At 64.5% G+C, this 20079-nt stretch carries 13 protein-coding genes and 5 tRNA genes; 12 read left to right on the forward strand and 6 right to left on the reverse strand.

The window, feature by feature from the left end; translation table 11 throughout:
• Nucleotide 1 precedes the first annotated feature (1 nt).
• The 6 genes from ispE (at nt 2) to HNO53_RS14150 (ending at nt 4657) form a co-directional block, all read left to right on the forward strand.
• Nucleotides 2-850, forward strand: a complete 849-nt coding sequence (ispE, locus tag HNO53_RS14125) for a 4-(cytidine 5'-diphospho)-2-C-methyl-D-erythritol kinase (protein ID WP_209473107.1) — start codon at nt 2-4, stop codon at nt 848-850.
• A gap of 102 nt (nt 851-952) precedes the next feature.
• On the forward strand, nt 953-1894 hold the full coding sequence (locus tag HNO53_RS14130) for a ribose-phosphate pyrophosphokinase (protein ID WP_010629229.1): 942 nt from the start codon (nt 953-955) through the stop codon (nt 1892-1894).
• Between the two features lie 121 nt (nt 1895-2015).
• Nucleotides 2016-2660 (forward strand): 50S ribosomal protein L25/general stress protein Ctc, encoded by a 645-nt coding sequence (locus tag HNO53_RS14135; RefSeq protein ID WP_209473109.1) that lies wholly within the window; start codon nt 2016-2018, stop codon nt 2658-2660.
• Between the two features lie 84 nt (nt 2661-2744).
• Nucleotides 2745-3326, forward strand: a complete 582-nt coding sequence (gene pth / locus HNO53_RS14140) for an aminoacyl-tRNA hydrolase (protein WP_209473111.1) — start codon at nt 2745-2747, stop codon at nt 3324-3326.
• A gap of 110 nt (nt 3327-3436) precedes the next feature.
• The gene (ychF, locus tag HNO53_RS14145; protein WP_209473114.1) at nt 3437-4528 is read left to right on the forward strand and encodes a redox-regulated ATPase YchF; all 1092 of its coding nucleotides are present in this window, start codon (nt 3437-3439) and stop codon (nt 4526-4528) included.
• Between the two features lie 52 nt (nt 4529-4580).
• Nucleotides 4581-4657 (forward strand) — tRNA-Met (locus HNO53_RS14150).
• 53 nt (nt 4658-4710) lie between these two features.
• Here the strand turns inward: HNO53_RS14150 and HNO53_RS14155 are convergent.
• Nucleotides 4711-6009 (reverse strand): M18 family aminopeptidase, encoded by a 1299-nt coding sequence (locus tag HNO53_RS14155; protein WP_209473116.1) that lies wholly within the window; start codon nt 6007-6009, stop codon nt 4711-4713.
• Between the two features lie 127 nt (nt 6010-6136).
• On the opposite strand from HNO53_RS14155, the gene HNO53_RS14160 reads away from it, so the two are divergent.
• Complete coding sequence (locus HNO53_RS14160) at nt 6137-8209, forward strand: carboxy terminal-processing peptidase (RefSeq protein ID WP_209473118.1); 2073 nt, start codon at nt 6137-6139, stop codon at nt 8207-8209.
• 320 nt (nt 8210-8529) lie between these two features.
• Entirely contained in the window at nt 8530-11616 is a 3087-nt protein-coding gene (locus tag HNO53_RS14165) for a bifunctional diguanylate cyclase/phosphodiesterase (protein WP_209473120.1), read from the forward strand.
• Between the two features lie 115 nt (nt 11617-11731).
• Here the strand turns inward: HNO53_RS14165 and HNO53_RS14170 are convergent.
• The 5 genes from HNO53_RS14170 to HNO53_RS14190 all read right to left on the reverse strand — a co-directional run bounded on the left by HNO53_RS14170 (nt 11732) and on the right by HNO53_RS14190 (nt 13293).
• Nucleotides 11732-11807, reverse strand: a tRNA-Asn gene (locus HNO53_RS14170).
• A gap of 42 nt (nt 11808-11849) precedes the next feature.
• A tRNA-Asn gene (locus HNO53_RS14175) sits at nt 11850-11925 on the reverse strand.
• Between the two features lie 32 nt (nt 11926-11957).
• A tRNA-Asn gene (locus HNO53_RS14180) sits at nt 11958-12033 on the reverse strand.
• A 144-nt stretch (nt 12034-12177) separates the two neighbouring features.
• A tRNA-Met gene (locus HNO53_RS14185) sits at nt 12178-12254 on the reverse strand.
• A 76-nt stretch (nt 12255-12330) separates the two neighbouring features.
• A complete protein-coding gene (locus HNO53_RS14190) occupies nt 12331-13293 on the reverse strand; it encodes a choline ABC transporter substrate-binding protein (protein WP_209473122.1) in 963 nt (320 codons plus the stop codon).
• Nucleotides 13294-13460: 167 nt separating this feature from the next.
• Between HNO53_RS14190 and betI the strand changes: the two genes are divergently transcribed.
• From betI to HNO53_RS14210, 4 genes are all read left to right on the forward strand, one after another.
• Nucleotides 13461-14081: a transcriptional regulator BetI gene (gene betI, locus HNO53_RS14195; RefSeq protein ID WP_209473124.1), complete on the forward strand. Its 621-nt coding sequence runs from the start codon at nt 13461-13463 to the stop codon at nt 14079-14081.
• Nucleotides 14078-15547, forward strand: coding sequence for a betaine-aldehyde dehydrogenase (gene betB / locus HNO53_RS14200; RefSeq protein WP_209473126.1), 1470 nt, complete (start codon nt 14078-14080; stop codon nt 15545-15547). The genes betI and betB overlap by 4 nt, the downstream gene beginning before the upstream one ends.
• A 229-nt stretch (nt 15548-15776) precedes the next feature.
• Nucleotides 15777-17468: a choline dehydrogenase gene (gene betA, locus HNO53_RS14205; RefSeq protein WP_209473128.1), complete on the forward strand. Its 1692-nt coding sequence runs from the start codon at nt 15777-15779 to the stop codon at nt 17466-17468.
• Nucleotides 17469-17616: 148 nt separating this feature from the next.
• Nucleotides 17617-20061: an acyl-CoA dehydrogenase gene (locus HNO53_RS14210; protein ID WP_209473130.1), complete on the forward strand. Its 2445-nt coding sequence runs from the start codon at nt 17617-17619 to the stop codon at nt 20059-20061.
• Nucleotides 20062-20079: the final 18 nt, after the last annotated feature.

Genomic DNA, 20079 nt, shown 5'->3' on the forward strand with positions numbered 1-20079 from the left:
GATGACCGAACTCCAATTGCCGGCGCCGGCCAAGCTCAACCGCATGCTGCACATTACCGGCCGCCGGGCCGACGGCTATCACGAGCTGCAGACTCTGTTCCAATTCCTCGAGCATGGCGACGAGCTGTGTCTTCGACTGAGGAAGGATGGCGAGATCCGCCTGACGCCTGGCCTACCGGGCGTATCCGACGGCGACAACCTGATCGTGCGGGCAGCTCGGCTGCTGCAGGCGGAGAGCGGCTGCCCCCTGGGGGCCGATATCCACCTGACCAAGCGCCTGCCCATGGGCGGCGGTCTCGGTGGCGGCAGCAGCGACGCCGCCACCACGCTGCTCGGCCTCGACCGGCTATGGCAGCTCGGCCTAACGCACGACCGGCTGGCCGCGCTCGGGCTGCGACTCGGCGCCGACGTCCCGGTGTTCGTACGCGGCCATGCCGCCTGGGCCGAAGGCGTAGGCGAGCGACTCACGCCGGTCACGCTTGATACCCCATGGTTCCTAGTCGTGCATCCCGGTATCGAGGTCGCCACCGCCGCGGTGTTCGGGGCCGCGCAATTGACACGTAACACCGCCCCGATTACCATGGCGCGCGCACTGCAGGGGGGAGCGCCCAGCTGGCACAACGACTGCGAACCGACGGTCCGGTCACTCTATCCGCAGGTCGCCGAAGCCCTCGACTGGCTTGGCAGCCGGGCACCCGCCATGCTGACGGGAACCGGTGCCTGCATCTTCGCTCGGCTGAACACGGAAGCCGCGGCGAGGCGTCTATTGGCCGACCTGCCGGAGCGCTATACTGCTTTCACTGCTCGCGGCCTGAACCTCTCCCCGCTACATGCTGCTCTAGGTGACTGAACATGATGCCGGCGTGCGTCCGCCCCCAAAGCGCTACGGCGTCGCGCACGGCAACCTGGTTCATCGCTACAGGGCTCCCCAACACTGCATAGGTGGATGCGCGTGTCAAAATTGATGGTTTTTGCCGGGAATGCCAACCCCGAACTCGCCCAGAAGATCGCCGAGAGTCTCGACACTCGGATGGGCAATGCCACGGTCGGGCAGTTCAGCGATGGCGAGATCGCGGTCGAGATCAACGAGAACGTTCGCGGCAAGGACGTCTTCATTCTGCAGTCCACCTGCGCACCGACCAACGACAACCTGATGGAGCTGATCCTGATGGTGGACGCGCTGCGGCGCGCCTCGGCTACCCGTATCACCGCCGTGGTGCCGTACTTCGGCTACGCCCGGCAGGACCGCCGGGTACGCTCCGCCCGGGTGCCGATCTCGGCCAAGGTGGTAGCCGACATGATGGTCAAGGCCGGCGTCGACCGGGTGATGACCATGGACTTGCACGCCGACCAGATCCAGGGCTTCTTCGACGTGCCGGTGGACAACGTCTACGGTTCGCCGATCCTGCTCGACGACATCGAGCGCCAGAACTATGACGATTTGGTCGTGGTATCGCCCGACGTAGGCGGCGTGGTGCGGGCCCGCGCTATCGCCAAGCAGCTCAATGCCGACCTCGCCATCATCGACAAGCGCCGCCCCCAGGCCAACCAGGCTCAGGTGATGCACATCATCGGCGAGATCGAGAACCGCACCTGCGTGGTGGTGGACGACATGATCGATACCGCCGGCACCCTGTGCAAGGCCGGCGACGCACTGAAGGATCACGGTGCACGCCGCGTGGTGGCCTACGCCACCCACCCGATCCTGTCGGGCCCGGCGGTCGAGAACATCACCGGCTCGGTGCTCGATGAAGTGGTGGTAACCGATACCATACCGCTGTCCGACGTCGCTCGTCGCAGCGGCAAGATACGTCAGCTCAGCGTGGCAGGGCTGATCGCCGAGGCGATCCGTCGTGTCAGCAACGAGGAATCCGTCAGCGCCATGTTCCACTGAGGTTCTCAACGATTCTCAGCAAGAACGTGGCGCCGGAGTAGCGCCCCCACGGGGCTTTCGGGAACGTCGCGATCAGGTCGCGGGTCGCACGTCTCCCTTACCTTCAGCAAGAGGCAATACCATGTCCGATTTCACACTGAATGCCAGCGTTCGTAACGACCTGGGGAAAGGTGCGAGCCGCCGCCTGCGTCGTGCGAACCTCGAAGTGCCGGCCATCGTCTACGGTGGCGAGCAGGCTCCCCAGCCGATCTCCGTCGAGAAGGCCGCGTTCTACAAGGCCATCGAGGACGAGTCCTTCTTCTCCTCGGTGCTCAACCTGGTCATCGACGGCAAGAAGGAGCAGGTCGTCGTGCGTGACCTGCAGCGCCACCCGTACAAGCCGCTGATCACCCATGCCGATTTCCTGCGCGTGGACGCCACGCACGAGATCACCATCAACGTGCCGCTGCACGTGCTGGGCGAGGAGAAGTCCAAGGGCATCAAGGATCAGGGCGGTGAGCTGCACGTCCTCTCCAACGAGGTGCAGATCAGCTGCCTGCCGAAGGACCTGCCGGACTTCCTCGAAGTCGATATCAGCGATGTCGAAATGGGCACCACCCTGCACCTCTCCGACCTCAAGCTGCCGGCCGGTGTCACGCTGGTCGAGCTGACTCACGGCGCCGACCACGACAACGCCGTGCTGAGCATCACCAAGCCGAAGGGCCGCAGTGAGGCCACCGAAGGCGAGAGTGAAGGCGAGGAAGGCGAAGAAGGCAACGCCGAGTAAGCGCTGCCACCGGGGCCGCCTTCGGGCGGCCCTCTTCCCCATCCGATCAAGCGCTACGGCGCTTGTTTTTGTTTGGAGGCCCATATGCCCCAGGTCAAGGCGATCATCGGGCTTGGCAACCCTGGTGACAACTACGCCGCCACGCGCCACAACGCCGGCGCCTGGCTGGTCGAGATCCTGGCGCGCCAGGCCGGCACCGAGCTGCGCACGGAGAAGAAGTTCCTCGGCCTTTACGCCAAGGTCCAGCTCGACGGCCAGGAACTCCATCTGCTCGAGCCCACCACCTTCATGAACCGCAGCGGCGGTGCCGTGGCGGCGCTGTGCCAGTTCTTCAAGATCGCCCCTGGCGAACTGCTGGTGGCCCATGACGAACTCGATCTCCCTCCCGGCACCGCCCGCTACAAGCAGGGAGGCGGGCACGGCGGCCATAACGGCCTGCGAGACATCATCAGTGCGCTGGGCGACAAGGACTTCAATCGCCTGCGCATCGGCATCGGTCATCCCGGCGATTCACGCCAGGTGACCAACTATGTGCTGGGCCGCCCGGGCAAGAGCGAACTCGAAGCGATCGGTGCGGCCCTCGACGAGAGCCTGGCAACGCTTCCGCTCGTCATGACAGGCGAATGGGCACGTGCCATGAGCCGGCTGCACAGCTTCAAGGCCTGACGGTCTCGGCGGGTTCGGGCAGCAAGCTCGTAGCTCGTAGCTCGTAGCTCGTAGCGACGGTAGAATAGCCAGCACTTTCCAAACGCGAACACGCTTTCCAGGACGATCCCATGGGTTTCAACTGCGGTATCGTCGGCCTGCCCAACGTCGGCAAGTCGACCCTCTTCAACGCCCTGACCAAGTCCGGCATCGATGCCGAGAACTTTCCCTTCTGCACCATCGAACCCAACGTCGGCATCGTGCCGATGCCCGATCCGCGCCTCGACAAGTTGGCCGAGATCGTGAAACCGCAGAAGGTGATCCCCACCACCATGGAGTTCGTCGACATCGCCGGCCTGGTGGCGGGCGCTTCCAAGGGCGAGGGACTCGGCAACCAATTCCTGGCCAACATCCGCGAGACCCAGGCCATCGCCCACGTGGTGCGCTGCTTCGACAACGACAACGTCATCCATGTCGCCAACCAGGTCGATCCACGCGCCGACATCGAGACCATCAACCTGGAGCTGGCGTTGGCCGACCTCGACACCGTCGAGCGCGCCATTCAGCGACTGGTTCGCGTGGTCAAGGGCGGCGACAAGGAAGCCATCGCCACCAAGGCGATCCTCGACCGCATCCAGCCGCACCTGGCCGAAGGCCAGCCGCTGCGCAGCTTCGGCCTCGACGATGACGAGAAGCGCCAGCTCAAGAGCTTCGGCTTCCTGACCCTCAAGCCGACCATGTACATCGCCAACGTCAACGAGGACGGCTTCGACAATAACCCCTATCTCGACGTGGTGAACGAGATCGCCGCCGAGGAAGGCGCCGTGGTAGTCCCGGTATGCAACCAGCTCGAGGCCGAGATCGCCGAGCTCGACGATGAGGAGCGCGCCATGTTCCTCGACGAGATGGGCATGGAGGAGCCCGGGCTCGATCGGGTGATTCGCGCCGGCTACAAGCTGCTCGGCCTGCAGACCTATTTCACCGCGGGCGTCAAGGAGGTGCGCGCCTGGACGATCAAGATCGGCGCCACGGCCCCCGAGGCTGCGGGCGTGATCCACACCGACTTCCAGAAGGGCTTCATCCGTGCCGAAGTGATCGCCTACGACGACTTCGTCGCCCTGGGCGGCGAGCAAGGCGCCAAGGACGCCGGCAAGTGGCGCCTCGAAGGGAAGGAATACGTGGTCCAGGATGGCGACGTCATTCACTTCCGCTTCAATGTGTAACCAGTGCCTTGACCTGGCGGGAGTGAATCCGTAGACTTCGCCTCCGTTGATTGGCTACGTAGCTCAGTTGGTTAGAGCACATCACTCATAATGATGGGGTCCCCTGTTCGAGTCAGGGCGTAGCCACCACAGATCGAAAAAAAACCCGGCGCCTTGTGCGCCGGGTTTTTCGTGGTGACGCCTCAGACCAGCCGGGGGCGGTTGGCGAAAGCAATCAGCGCCCGGGTCAGGTGCTCGACATCCTGGCTACCTGCCGTCTCGCGGATCGAGTGCATGGCCCACTGGGGCACGCCTACGTCCAGCGTCGGCACGCCAAGCTCGGTGGCGGTGATCGGGCCGATGGTGCTACCGCACCCCATGTCGGCACGGGTTACGAAGGTCTGCACCGGCACCTCGGCCTCGCGGCAGACGTCACGGAACAACGCCGACGTAGCGCTGTTGGTGGCATAGCGCTGGTTGGCGTTGACCTTGATCACTGGCCCACCGTTGAGCACCGGCCCGTGGGCGGCATCGTGCTTGTCGGTGAAATTGGGGTGCAGGGCGTGGGCATTGTCGCAGGAGATCATCCGTGAGGCCTGGATCAAACGGATGAAGCCCTCGTCACCCGGCTCGCCAAGCTGCGCGTTCACGCGGCGCAGCACGTCGCCGAGGAACGGGCCCTGGGCGCCGCAGGCGCTGGCGCTGCCGACCTCCTCGTGGTCGTTGGCGACCAGAACCACGCCCTGGCTGCCATCGCTCTCCAGCAGCGCCTCCAGGCCAATGAAACAAGAGAGCAGGTTGTCCAGCCGCGCACTGGCCACCAGTTCGCGTTCGACGCCAACCAGGGCCGGCGGCTGCACGTCGTGGAGCGCCAGCTCGAAGTCGAGGATCTCGGCCCCCGCGATGCCATGCTGGGACTCCAGCCACTCGAGCAGCAGGCGCTGCAGGTCGGCCTTCTCTCCGCCCTGCAGAAACACCGGCGGCATCTGGGTCTGAGCGTTGATCGCTCGCCCGGCATTGACCTCGCGATCGAGGTGGATGGCGAGGCTGGGGATGATGGCGACCGGCCGATCCACGTGCAGCAGCACGCCCTCTATCCGGCCATCCGGATGCCGCACATGCACGCGCCCGGCCAGCCCCAGATCGCGATCGTACCAGGGCGCCAGCAGCACGCCGCCGTAGAGCTCGATGCCGAGCTGCAACCAGCCTGCCGCCGTCTGGGCGGCGTGCGGCTTGAGCCGCAGTCCGGGGCTGTCGGTATGGGCACCGATCATGCGCAGCGCCTCGAGCCCCGCATGAGGCAGCTGCAAGGCCACGATGGACGAGTCGTTACGCGTCACGTAGACCCGCTCGCCCGCCGAGAGCTGCCATGCCTGGCTCTCGTCGAGCCGGCGGAAGCCGGCGGCGTCGAGCCGCTCGGCCATGGCCGCGACGGCATGCCAGGGGGTGGGAGAACGGTGCAGAAAGTCGAGCAGGCGCTCGAGACGGGCTTCCCGAGACATGTGATTCCTCATCAGGGGTCGTGGTAGACGCAAGAGCTGCTACAATGCGATGTCTGCCATAGGCAACTCACCGGGCATTCGCTTGTCTAGGGAAGGAAGTGTACACGAAACCAGGGGTGCTTCATCGATGAGCCAGTTTGTCGTTATTCGGCGCACAGCGGTCCTGACGCTGGCGCTGCTGTTGTCGTGCGCTCAACTGGCGCTTGCTCAGATCCAGCCCGGCGATGACCAGCGGCAAGCTGCCGTCGAGGTGGCCGAATCACTGCGCTACGGCCATTATGCCGACACCGCTCTCGATGACACCTGGTCACAAGCGGCCTTCGAGCGCTATCTCGACATATTGGACAGCCAGCGCGCCTTCCTGCTCGAGAGTGACATCGAGGAGTTTCGTCACCTCGAGACGCGTATCGACGACATGATCTTCGAGGGCGAGCTGGAACCCGCCTACCAGCTTTATCACCGCTATCACGATCGTGCGGAAGCGCGCTTCGAATGGCTGCTCGAGTCCCTGGATCAGGGATTGAGTTTCACCTACGAAACCGACATGCGACTCGACCTCGACCGTCGCGATACCGACTGGGCCGCCAGCGAAGCCGAGCTTGAGGAGCTATGGCGCAAGCGTCTGAAGAACGACGCTCTCACCCTCGACATCAGCGGCCAGGACGAAGAGCAGGTGGAGAACAACCTGCGCCAGCGCTACGAGGGTCAGCTCACGCGCCTGCGTCAGACCAACGCCGAAGACGTCTTCGGCCTGTTCATGGCCGCGGTAACCGGCAGCATCGATCCGCACACCGAATACCTCTCCCCGCGCCAGGGCGAGTCGTTCGACATCCAGATGCGACTGTCGCTGGAAGGCATTGGCGCCATGCTGCAGTCCGATGGCGAATACGTGAAGGTAACCAGCCTGGTGGCTGGTGGCCCGGCCGACCGCGCCGGGGTCCTTGAGCCCGCCGACCGCATCGTCGGGGTGGGCCAGGAGGACGAGGAGAAGACGGTCAACGTCGTCGGCATGCGGCTGGACGAAGTGGTCGACCTGATTCGCGGTCCCAAGGGGACCGTTGTACGCCTCGAGGTAGTGCCGGCTGAAGCCGTGGACATGACCCGCTCGCATACCGTCGAGATTACTCGGGATACCGTCGACCTCGAGGAGCAGGCTGCCAAGGGCGAGATCGTCGAGGTGGAGCGTGACGACGGCGTCAAGCGCATCGGCGTGATCACCATCCCCACCTTCTATGTCGATTTCGACGCCTGGCAAGCCGGAGAGGAAGAGTTTCGCAGCACCACTCGCGACGTGGCGCGCGAGGTGGAGCGGCTCAAGTCGGAAGGCGTCGACGGCATCATGCTCGACCTTCGCAACAACGGGGGCGGCGCCCTGCAGGAAGCCAATTCGCTGCTTGGCCTGTTCATCGACCGCGGCCCCACCGTTCAGGTGCGCGACGCACGCGGCCGCATCAGCCTGTACGGTGATACCGAGACCGGCACCGTCTACGACGGCCCCCTGGCCGTGCTGGTCAACCGCCTGTCCGCCTCGGCCTCGGAAATCTTCGCTGGCGCCATTCAGGACTATGGCCGCGGGCTGGTGCTGGGCAGCGCCACCTTCGGCAAGGGCACGGTGCAGACCCTGAACGACCTTAGCCACGGCCAGATCAAGCTGACCCGTGCCAAGTTCTACCGCATCTCGGGCGAGAGCACCCAGAACCGCGGCGTCGAGCCCGACATCCTGTTCCCCGATATGGTCGACCCGGAGCGAATCGGCGAGAGTAGCCTGGACAACGCGCTGGAGTGGGATACTGTTCAGGCCGTCCAGTACCGCCACTACGGCGAGCCGTGGGAGCATCTCGAAACCCTGCGCGCACGTCATCGGGAACGCGCCGAATCCCACCCCAACTTCGTTTACCTGAAAGAGCGAGTGGCCTTGGCCCGTCGTCTACGCGAGGAGCACACCAGCGTCAGCCTGGATCGCGAGCAGCGCCAGCAGGAAGTGGAGAGCCGCGATGCCGAGCAACTGGCACTGGAGAACCGTCGCCGCCAGGCCCTGGGCCTGGAGCCACTGGACGAGCTGAGCGACGCGCGCAGCGAGCAGAGCGATGAGGAAACGGAACGCAACGAGCCCGTGGATCGCGTCCAGGTGACCGAAGCCGCCGCCATCCTCGCCGATTACGCCGAGCTGACCGAGCGACGCTTGGCCGGCCGCTACTAGCGGCCGTGGGGCGGGCCCTTTACGGGCTCCGCCCCACGCTCGACCGGTCCCCTCGCCCTCCCCTCCTCCACCTCGACGCCCCAATCAGGCCACCCCCTGCAATCATGAGATAGGTCATCCATTCTCATGCGCTTCCCTGTTAGCATCACCGCCACACGGCCTGCCGGCTCCGGTTTCGTCCACGCTGCGTTGATGGCGTGTAGCAGCGGATCAACGAGAATGACCCTTACCACGACCTCAGCGTGCCACCGGGGCGCCGCACGAGTTCGCTCCACTCACGGCTCGTCATCACCCGTTCACGCCCCAAGGGAAGAATGCGTATGGTGACTCATCGGTTGGCACGTGCGGCTCGGTACGCCAGCCAGCACTGGTCGGGCTGGTTGCTGGCCTACCTCGTGCTCTCCCTGGCGGCGTCCTTGCTACGCAATCCCAGCCACGGCTTCAGCCTGATCCTGCCTCAAGGAGGGATCCTGCTTGCCGCCTTCCTCGTACTCCCCCCCTCCCGGGGCGCGCGAATACGCTTGTCAGGTGCAGTCCTGGCAGTGGAATTCGGCATGTGTCTTGGTCTCAAGGGCCTGTCGCCACTCGCCGCCCTATGGGTCAGCGGCCCCCTGTTGGCGCAGGCCTGGCTGGGTGCACATCTGCTGCTGCATTACGCGCCGGAAGGCCGCATTCCGGACACCCAGCGGGGTATCTCGCAATTCCTGCTTTGGGGCTGCCTGCTTCCGGCAATGCTGTCGTCTAGCCTGACGGCGCTGGGCCTGTCCCAGGCGAATGGGCATTTCGTCACGGAATGGTTGTGGTGGTGCATCCAGCGCTTGAACGGCCTGCTGCTCTTCGCGCCACTGCTGGTGCTGTGCCTTCGCTCTTCCTCCACCTGCACCCATCCGAGTCACTGGGAATCGCTGGCATTGTGGGGGCTCTCCTGCCTGGCAGCCGCTGTGATCTTCAGCATGAGCAATCCTGCCGGCAGGACGCTGGCCACCTACAGCTTCCTGCTGACACCGCTGCTGCTGGTCACCGCCATCCGGCTTCCCCTGACGAACAGTCTGTTCATCGTCCTTTCGGCCAGCCTGATCGCTGGCGCAGCCGATGCCATGGCAGCCGGTGCCACGCCGATAAGCGCCCAGCGTAGCCTGATCGCCGTCTCGGTTTTCCTGTTGATCAACCAGATGGTGGTTTGGCTGCTTGGCGCCTTGATCGAGGAACGCCGTCACGTCCTCAATCGCGTGCAGAAGATGCGCGACATGTACGAAATGCTCAGCCATGCCAATCAGGCACTGATCGATCTCAAGCTGACACCGACTCAGCTCTACGAGCGGATGTGCGAAGTCATCATTGCCAAGAGCGACTTCAGCCTGGCCTGCATCACGCCGCTACAGCCACCACGGCCGGGCATGGCCGACAAGTGCCCGGACGCAATCTGCGTACGTCAGGACGGTGGCCCGCCCCCGGCATGCTGCTACCCCGACTCGGACCTGATCCGACAGGCTCAGGCCGGCCGTGGACATGTCATCCGACGCGACTGGCAGCCACACCCCCTCTCCCCCGCCCTGCCGGAGGAGCACGGCACCCTTGCCGCGTTCCCCATCCAGCCGAAGGGCAAACCGGTGCAGGCCGTACTGACCGTCGTCAGCCTGCTGCCCGAAGGCTTCGATGACGGCATGCTGCGTCTGTTCGACGAACTTGCCGACGACATTGCCTTTGCCATGACCATGCAGGCGGACCGTCAACGCCTGAAGCTGGCATCGGAGGTCTTCGAGCACAGCCACGAAGCCATCATCATTGCTGACGCCAGCGGCCACATTCTCGACGTCAATCCCTCCTTCACGCGTATCACGGGCCACAGCCATCGGGAGGTCGTCGGACGCAATCCTCGCATGCTCCAGTCCGGCCGACAGGACCGTGCCTTCTACGAGTCGCTGTGGCGCAGCCTGCTGACGAAAGGACATTGGGCCGGCGAATTCTGGAACTCACGCAAGGACGGTGAACACTATCCCCAGCGCGGCACCATCACCGCGGTAAAGGGAGAGGATGGCCAGATCGAGCACTTCATCTCCGTCATGGAAGACGTTTCGGCCCAGGTAGAGGCCGAACAGAAAATTCTCAATCTCGCCAACTACGATGCCTTGACCGGGCTACCCAACCGGCTATTACTGGAGAACCGCTTCCAGCATGCAATCGAGCAGTTGGGCGATGGTCCGGCAGCCCTCTCGGTACTCTTCGTGGACCTGGACGAATTCAAGCACGTCAACGATGCCATGGGACACCAGCAGGGCGACCTTCTGCTGCAGCTGGTCTCCGCCCGGTTGCAGCGCGAGCTGCGCGACGGCGACACGCTGGCGCGCTTCGGCGGCGACGAATTCGTCGTACTGCTGGCCGGTCGGCGACAGGAAGCACGCTCACTGGCCAAGCGCCTGATCCGCAGCGTTCGCCAGCCCTACCGGCTCGATCAACAGCCCGTGCACATTGGTTGCAGCATCGGCATCGCCCAGGCACCTCGCGATGGCATCAGTCTCGATGAGCTGATCCAGGCCGCCGATACCGCCATGTATCAGGCCAAGGCACGTGGTCGGGGCATCTATGCGTTCTATTCCAGCGACATGCAGCATCAGGCGCAGCATCGACTGACCCTGAGAGTGGAACTCGACGGCGCCATGCAGCGCAACGAGCTGCGAGCTCACTACCAACCCAAGCTCGGCATCGCCGACGATGAGATAGTCGGCTTCGAGGCGCTGGTCCGCTGGCAGCATCCCGAGCGCGGCCTGGTGCCGCCAGGAAGCTTCATTCCGCTTGCCGAATCGAGCGGCCAGATCGCCGCCATCGATCGCTGGATGCTCAAGACGGCAATCGACCAGTTGGCGCAATGGCGACGCCAGGGACGTCGCATACTACCGATAGCGGTCAACGTCTCGGCCTCGCTGTTCTCCCGCTCCGATTTCGTTGCCGAGCTGACTCGCTGGCTCGACGAGCGGAAGGTACCGGGTCACGACCTCGAGCTGGAGATCACCGAGCACGTGGCCATGTTCGACCTGGATTACACCCTATCCACGCTGCAGGCACTGAAACGCCTTGGCGTGGCACTGTCCATCGACGACTTCGGTACGGGCTATTCGGGGCTCGCCTACCTGCGCGACTTCCCCATCGATACCGTCAAGATCGACATGAGCTTCATCCAGAGGGTGCACGAGGACGAGAAGAAGCAGGGCATCGTGCGGGCCATCATCGCCTTGGCCGATACCCTGGGCCTGCAGACCATTGCCGAAGGCGTGGAAACCGAGGAAGAACTGGCGTTCCTCAAGCTACAGGGATGCTGGGGCTACCAAGGCTACCTGTTCAGCCCGGCGCTGGCGGCCGACGAGATCGAGCGTCGCTATCCGGTACGCGAAGTACGACAGGGCATATGACTCGACCCGACTGAAGTCCGCTGCAACGCTTTGCCGACAGGCGCGATCAGCCAGCGCAACGACAAACCTCACGGCGCGATGGCGAGCCGATGACAGACGATGGGGCAGCGGAGCTTGGCTCCCGGAGCAGGACTCGAACCTGCGACCCAGTGATTAACAGTCACTTGCTCTACCGACTGAGCTATCCGGGAACGATACGGCGGGAAAGTGCAACGCTTTCCGTGGAGGGCTGATGGCTCCTCGAGCAGGACTCGAACCTGCGACCCAGTGATTAACAGTCACTTGCTCTACCAACTGAGCTATCGAGGAATGACGAACGTCACAAATCAGCTTGTGTTCAATGGCTCCCGGAGCAGGACTCGAACCTGCGACCCAGTGATTAACAGTCACTTGCTCTACCGACTGAGCTATCCGGGAATCGTCCTGAACACGGTGCGTAGTATACGGATCAGCCACATAAGGTCAAGGGCGGATCTCGTCGACGCCGCCTCCGGAGCAAGACGCGGCGACCGGAAACAGAACGCCCGTGCAGGCTTGGCTGCACGGGCGTTCTGATCGATCTGGTGGCTACGCCCTGATTCGAACAGGGGACCCCATCATTATGAGTGATGTGCTCTAACCGGCTGAGCTACGTAGCCTTTTCACACCTTGCCATACTTCGGCGCGGCGATGGGGCAGAATTATGCCCGCCCCCCGTCGCCTTGGCAAGAGCGTTCAGGCATCAATTCCGAGCTCGGCCTTCACAGCCTCGGCGCCGGGCTCGCCGTCACGCGTATCGACCCCCTCCAGCCAGGCATCGAGCACGTCGGGATTCTCCTGCAGATAGGCCCGAGCGGCCTCGCGCGGGTCGCTGCCCTCGTTCATGATCTCGCCCATCAGGCGATTTTCCATCTCCAGCGTGAAGTTGAGGTTTTCGAGCAGGGAGCCTACATTGCTGCACTCCTCGGCAAAGCCGGCTCGAGTATTGGTATAGACGGTAGCACCGCCCAGGTCGGGGCCGAAATAGTCGTCCGCACCTTCAAGATAGGCAATGTCGAAGGTGGTATTCATCGGGTGCGGTTCCCAACCGAGGAATACCATCCACTCCTCGCGCGGTACCCGGGCGCGTAGCTCGGCCAGCATGCCGGCCTCGCTCGAGTCGACCAACTGCCAACCCCCCAGGCCAAAAGCATCATCATCGATCATTTGCTGGATCAGCTCGTTACCGTCGTTGCCGGCCTCGATACCGTGCAGACTGGACTCGAACTTATCGGCGTATTCATCGAGGTCGGCGACCGACGTGACCCCGGCATCGTGGACGTACTGCGGTACCGCCAGGGTGTACTTGGCCCCTTTCAGGTTGGCTGACAGGCGATCGACTTCGCCCCGTTCGATGTACGGGTCACTGATCGAGGCCATGGACGGCATCCAGTTTCCCAGGAAGACGTCGAAATCGCCGTTACGCATGCCCGAATAGGCAATCGGAACGGACACCGTGTCGACCTTTGTCTGATAGCCAAGCGCCTCGAGGACTTCGCTAGTCATGGCGGTGGTAGCCGTGATGTCCGTCCAGCCCACCTCGGCAAAGCGTACCGTTTCGCAACTCTGCGGCTCGTCGGCCCAGGCAGGGGCTACCAGCCCACAGGCGAGCATGCCAAGGCTCAGGGCGGTGGAACGCATGGCGATCGTCTTGTTCATTCGGCTCTCCTCTTGCGGATGAAGCATCGTTTGGACGAGTGGAATGCCTCGACGGGCTTAGTGATTTTATATTGATTGAACGTTCAATAAAAAAATGCCAAGCTAGTCTCAAAGGTAACCACGCATGGCCGTGGTTGCAAATCGTAACCGGCATCGGGAGAACGAAGATGCCCAAGACAGGTATGGAGCCGATTCGACGCAGCCAGCTCATTCAGGCCACCATGGCCGCCATCGACGAAGTCGGGCTGGCTGATGCCACCGTGATGCGCATTGCCCGGCACGCCGGCGTCTCGGCAGGCATCATCAGTCACTACTTCGGCGGCAAGGATGGCCTGCTCGAGGCCACCATGCGCCAGATCCTGAGCGACCTCGGCGAGGCGGTGGCCCAGCGCCGTCGCCAGCTCGTCAATGGCTCGCCGCGAGAGCACATCGGCGCGATCATCGACGGTAACTTCGACCGCAGCCAGATCATTGGACCGGCCGCCAAGACCTGGCTCGCCTTCTGGGCCAGCAGCATGCACAAGGCGCAGCTTCAACGGCTTCAGCACGTCAACGACCAGCGACTCTACTCTAACCTGTGCTGCCAGTTCCGCCGACTGATGCCACATGAAGAGGCACGCGATGCCGCCCGCGGCCTGGCCGCCATGATCGATGGCCTGTGGCTGCGCGGCACCCTGAGCCCAGAAGGGCTGGATACTGAACGCGCCCGACGCCTGGCACACGCCTACCTCGACCAGCTACTGACCGGCTACGAAACCTCCCTTGCGTCCACAAAGGAGACAGCATGACAGCTTCCAACACCGAGACTCTCTTCATCGCGGGCCGTCGGCAGCCGGCCACTTCCGGCGAAACCTTCGACGTCATCAATCCCTATGATGGCAGCTTGTTGGCCAAGGTCGAGCAGGCCAGCCAGGCCGACGTCGACCGCGCCGTCCAGTCGGCACGGGAAGGCCAGCACCGCTGGGCCGCCATGACCGGCATGCAGCGTGGTCGCATCCTCAATCGTGCCGTTGCGCTCTTGAGAGAGAGGAATGACGAGCTTGCCGAGCTCGAGACGCGCAATACCGGCAAGCCGATCAGCGAAACCGCCGCGGTGGACATCGTCACCGGCGCCGACGCGCTCGAGTATTATGCTGGCCTGGCGCCGGCCATCGAGGGCGTCCAGATTCCGCTGCGCGAGTCGTCGTTCGTCTATACCCGCCGCGAGCCGCTCGGCGTCATCGGTGCCATCGGGGCCTGGAACTATCCCATCCAGATCGCCTGCTGGAAGGCGGCGCCGGCATTGGCGGCAGGCAACGCCGTAGTGTTCAAGCCCAGCGAAGTCACTCCGCTGACCGCAATGAAGCTGGCCGAGATCTTCACCGAAGCCGGACTGCCCGATGGTGTGTTCAACGTCGTGCATGGCGATGGCCGCGTCGGCCAGATGCTGACCGCGCACGATGGCATCGCCAAGGTGTCTTTCACCGGTGAGGTGGGCACCGGCAAGAAGGTGATGGCCGCGGCCGGCGGCTCGACGCTCAAGGACGTGACCATGGAACTGGGCGGCAAGTCGCCGCTGATCGTGTTCGCCGATGCCGACCTCGAGCGCGCCGCCGACGCCGCGATGATGGCCAACTTCTACTCCAGCGGGCAGATCTGCACCAACGGCACTCGGGTCTTCGTCGAGCGCTCGGTGAAGCAGGCCTTCGAGGAGAAGGTCGCCGAGCGCGTGGCACGTGTCCGCGCCGGCGACCCGCTCGATCCCAGCGTCAACTTCGGCCCGCTGGTCAGCTTCGAGCATCAGGCCAAGGTGCTCGACTACATCGCATACGGCAAGCAGGACGGTGCCCAGGTGCTGATCGGCGGCGAGCCCTTGGCCGAAGGCGATTTCTCCCGCGGCGCCTGGGCACCGGCCACGGTGTTCACCGATTGCAGCGACGATATGCGCATCGTACGCGAGGAGATCTTCGGTCCGGTGATGTCGATCCTCGTCTTCGACGACGAGGAGGAACTGATCCGCCGCGCCAACGACACCCACTACGGCCTCGCCGCCGGCGTGTTCACCGAGAGTCTGGCCCGGGCGCATCGCACCATTCATCGCCTGGAAGCCGGTATCTGCTGGATCAACACCTGGGGCGAGTCGCCGGCGGAGATGCCGGTGGGTGGCTACAAGCAGTCCGGCGTCGGCCGCGAGAACGGCATCGAGACCCTGGCCCATTACACCCAGACCAAGTCGGTGCAGGTGGAGATGGGGCCCTTCGAGTCTGTGTTCTAGGAAGCAGGAGAGAACCTACGGGATCGCTCGGGGCTGATCCGCCGACAAGCCTGCGAGGAGGCGCTGTGAACCCGCCCCTGGGCGCTACCCTACGCCATCCATGGCGTAGGACCTCCTCTTCGGCTTGTCCCCGGCGCCCCTCGCTACCGCCAGCCGCTCCTGCCTTGGGCCGGCACTCCTTGCGCACAGGAGCGGGCCCGCTTCCGTCGCGTTACCAGTGAGAGATGTTATGTCCCAGATACGTGAATTCGACTACGTCATCATCGGTGCCGGTTCCGCCGGCAACGTGCTGGCCACCCGCCTCACCGAAGACGCAGACGTCAGCGTGCTGCTGCTCGAGGCGGGGGGCCCCGATTACCGCTTCGACTTTCGCACCCAGATGCCCGCCGCGCTCGCCTATCCGCTGCAAGGCAAGCGCTACAACTGGGCCTTCGAGACCGACCCGGAGCCGCACATGAACGGCCGCCGCATGGAGTGCGGTCGCGGCAAGGGCCTTGGCGGCTCGTCGTTGATCAACGGCATGTGCTATATCCGCGGCAACGCGCTGGACTACGACAATTGGGCCGGTATGGCGGGCCTGTCGGACTGGCGCTACGTCGACTGCCTGCCCTACTTCAGGAAAGCCGAGTGCCGCGATATCGGACCCAACGCCTACCACGGCGGCGACGGACCGGTCAGCGTGGCCACGCCCAAGGAGGGCAACAACGAGCTGTACCGCGCCTTCGTCGATGCCGGCATACAGGCGGGTTACCCCGAGACCGAGGACGTCAACGGCTACCAGCAGGAGGGCTTCGGCCCCATGGACCGTTTCGTCACTCCCAAGGGGCGCCGCTCCTCCACCGCCCGCGGCTACCTCGACCAGGCCAAGCAGCGCGATAACCTCACCATCGAGACCCACGCCACCACGGACGTGATCGAGTTCGAGGGCAAGCGTGCCGTGGGCGTGCGTTACCTGCGCCGCGGCCAGGCGCAGCAGGTTCGCGCCCGCCGCGAGGTGCTGCTGTGCGCCGGGGCCATCGCCTCGCCGCAGATTCTGCTGCGCTCGGGAGTGGGCAACCCCGAGCACCTGCGCGAATTCGATATCCCTCTGGTTCACGAGCTGCCTGGCGTCGGCGAGAATTTGCAGGACCATCTGGAGATGTACATCCAGTACGAATGCAAGCAGCCGATCACGCTCTACCCGGCGCTGAAGTGGTTCAACCAGCCTAAGATCGGCGCCGAGTGGCTGCTGCTCGGTAGCGGCATCGGCGCCAGCAACCAGTTCGAGTCGTGCGCCTTCATTCGTACCCACGACGAGGAGCCCTGGCCCAACCTGCAGTACCACTTCCTGCCCATCGCCATCAGCTATAACGGCAAGAGTGCGGTGCAGGCACACGGCTTCCAGGCCCACGTGGGTTCGATGCGCTCGGAGAGCCGCGGGCGCATTCGCCTTACCTCACGCGACCCCAAGGCGGCCCCCAGCATCCTGTTCAACTACATGGCCAAGGAGAAGGACTGGCAGGAATTCCGCGATGCCATTCGCCTGACCCGCGAGATCATCGCCCAACCGGCCATGGATCCCTACCGTGGCCGTGAGATATCGCCGGGGCCGGACGTGCAGAGCGACGAGCAGCTCGACGCCTTTGTACGCGAGCACGCCGAGACCGCCTACCACCCATGCGGCAGTTGCCGCATGGGCGAAGGCGACGACGCCGTCGTCGACGGCCAAGGCCGCGTGCATGGCCTGGAGGGGCTGCGTGTAGTGGATGCCTCGCTGTTTCCGGTGATCCCCACCGGCAACCTCAATGCCCCGACCATCATGCTGGCCGAGAAGATCGCCGACCGCATCCGTGGTCGCGAACCGCTGCCGCCCTCCGACGCGCCCTACTACGTGGCCGGCGAGAGTCCGGCCCGGCGCGAGCCCCAGCGTCGCTTGAGCTGAGCATCTACGCCACCACGTCATGCGCCCCGCCATCGAGCGGGGCGCCTTCGTTCGTGCCTTTCACTGGGCTGGTCACCTGTACCAAGATGGGCTAGGCTGACACATTCAAACAACTGTTCTAAACATGAACCAAGGGAGCGCTGAAGAAATGCTCACCCTCATACTGCTGATCCTCACCGTCGCTGGCCTGCTGGCGCTGTTGCGGCGCGAGGCCGGCGCCATGCCGATCCTGGCAATGCTCGGCGGCCTTGGCCTGGTGAGTCTGCTGGTGTCCCCGGTGCTGGGCGTGCTGCTGCTGCTCGGCGCGGCAGTCGTGGCCGTGGCCGGCCTGCCGGCACTGCGCATCCAATGGCTCACCCCGCGCCTGTTCGCCATGTTCAAGCGCGTCTCGCCCAAGGTCTCCGACACCGAGCGCATCGCGCTGGAAGCCGGCACCGTGGCCTGGGACGGCGAGCTGTTCTCGGGTCGCCCCAAGTGGGACAAGCTGATGAGCTACCGCGACGATGGTCTGAGCGAGGAGGAGCGCACCTTCATCGAGCACCAGTGCTCGGTGGCAGCGGGCATGTGCAATGCCTGGGAGATCGCCAAGGAGCGTGCCGACCTGCCTGAGGAACTGTGGCAATACCTGAAGCAGGAAGGCTTCTTCGGCATGATCATTCCCAAGGAGTACGGCGGCCTCGGGTTCTCCGCCAAGGCTCAGTCGCTGGTGCTGCAGAAGCTCTCCATCAGCGAGACGCTGATGGTCACGGTGGGTGTACCCAACTCCCTGGGACCGGGCGAGCTGCTGCTCAAGTACGGTACCCAGGAGCAGAAGGATCACTATCTGCCGCGCCTGGCCGACGGCCGCGAAATCCCCTGCTTCGGCCTCACCGGCCCGCGCGCCGGCAGTGACGCCACCTCGCTGCCCGACACCGGCATCGTTTGCAAGCAGGTGATCGACGGTAAAGAGGTGCTGGGCCTGCGCCTCAACTTCGAGAAGCGCTGGATCACCCTGGCGCCCATCGCCACCGTAGTGGGCCTGGCCTTCCGCCTGTTCGACCCCGACCACCTGCTGAGCGAGGAAGAGGATCGCGGCATCACCCTGGCCCTGGTACCGCGCAACACCGCCGGCATGGAGATCGGTCGTCGCCACCATCCCATTGGCAGCCCCTTCCTCAACGGCCCGATCAAGGGCAAGGACGTCTTCGTCCCGCTGGATACCATCATCGGCGGCACCGAGATGATCGGTCAGGGCTGGCGCATGCTGGTGGAGTGCCTCTCCATCGGCCGCTGCATCACCCTGCCCTCCGGCGCCAGCGGCACCTCACGCTATGCCCTGGGCTGGACCGGCGGCTTCGCCCGCATTCGCCGCCAGTTCAACGTCCCGGTAGCGGAAATGGAGGGCGTGCAGGAACCGCTGGCACGCCTGGCCGCGCTGGGATACATCGCCCAGGCTGCGGTCTACCAGACCGCCAATACCATCGATCGCGGCGAGAAGCCGGCGGTGCCCTCGGCGATCCTCAAGAGCCAGCTCACCGAGTTCCAGCGCATCGCGCTCTCCGATGCCATGGACATCCACGGCGGCAAGGCAGTGACCCTGGGCCCGCGCAACTACCTGGGTATCGGCTACAGCGCCAACCCGGTGTCGATCACGGTAGAGGGTGCCAACATCATGACTCGCAACCTGATGATCTTCGGCCAGGGCGCGATCCGCTGCCATCCGTACGTGCTCGAGGAGCTGGCCGCCTCGGACAGCAACGATCTGCCGGCCTTCGATCGCGCCTTCTTCGGCCATGCGGCGCTGGTCTTCGGCAACGCCGCCCGGGCCTTCACCATGGGACTCGGCATCGGCAAGCCGGATGTGCCCTTCGACGCGGTGGCTGCACCCTATGCCCGCGACATGGCGCGCCTCTCGGCCGGCTTCAGCCTGTGTGCCGATGCCGCCATGGCCAGCCTCGGGGCCACGCTCAAGCAGCGCGAGATGCTCTCGGCGCGGCTGGGCGACGTGCTCTCCAATCTCTACCTCGCCTCGATGGTGCTCAAGCACTGGCAGGAGGGCGACAAGGTGGAGGGCGAGGCGGCCCTGCTCCACTACAGCTGCACTCATCTGCTGCAGCGCGCCGAACAGGCCTTCGACGAGTTGTTCGACAACCTGCCCAACCGCGCGCTCGCCGGCGTGCTACGTGCCGTGACGATGCCGTTGGGGCGGCGTTGGAAGCGCCCCGCCGACCAGTTGACCCGCGAGATCGCCCAGGCGGTGTCGCGCGACACGCTGCTGCGCGCCAAGCTGCTCGCAGCGGCCTGGCAGCAGAACGACGGCGTGAAAGACAATCCCCTGGCTCGCTACAACGCGCTGCTCGCCGACTACGACCGCGCCGAGGCGCTCTACCGTACGGTCAACAAGGCCTACGCCAAGGGCGAACTGCCGCCTGAGGCGCTGCACCCCGAAGCTCGCCTGGAGGCGGCGCGTGAAAAGGAGCTGGTCAGCGAGGAGGACGCCGAGTTCATGCGCGGCTTCGAAGCCGAGGTGCTGGAACTGCTTAGCGTGGACGACTTCGAGTACGACGAGTTCGCCACCGACAAGGCCAACATCCTGCGCCACAACGCGGCGTAAGTTCGGTCCATCCTACCC

The sequence above is a fragment of the Billgrantia antri genome (assembly GCF_017868935.1).
Lineage (GTDB): Bacteria > Pseudomonadota > Gammaproteobacteria > Pseudomonadales > Halomonadaceae > Halomonas > Halomonas antri.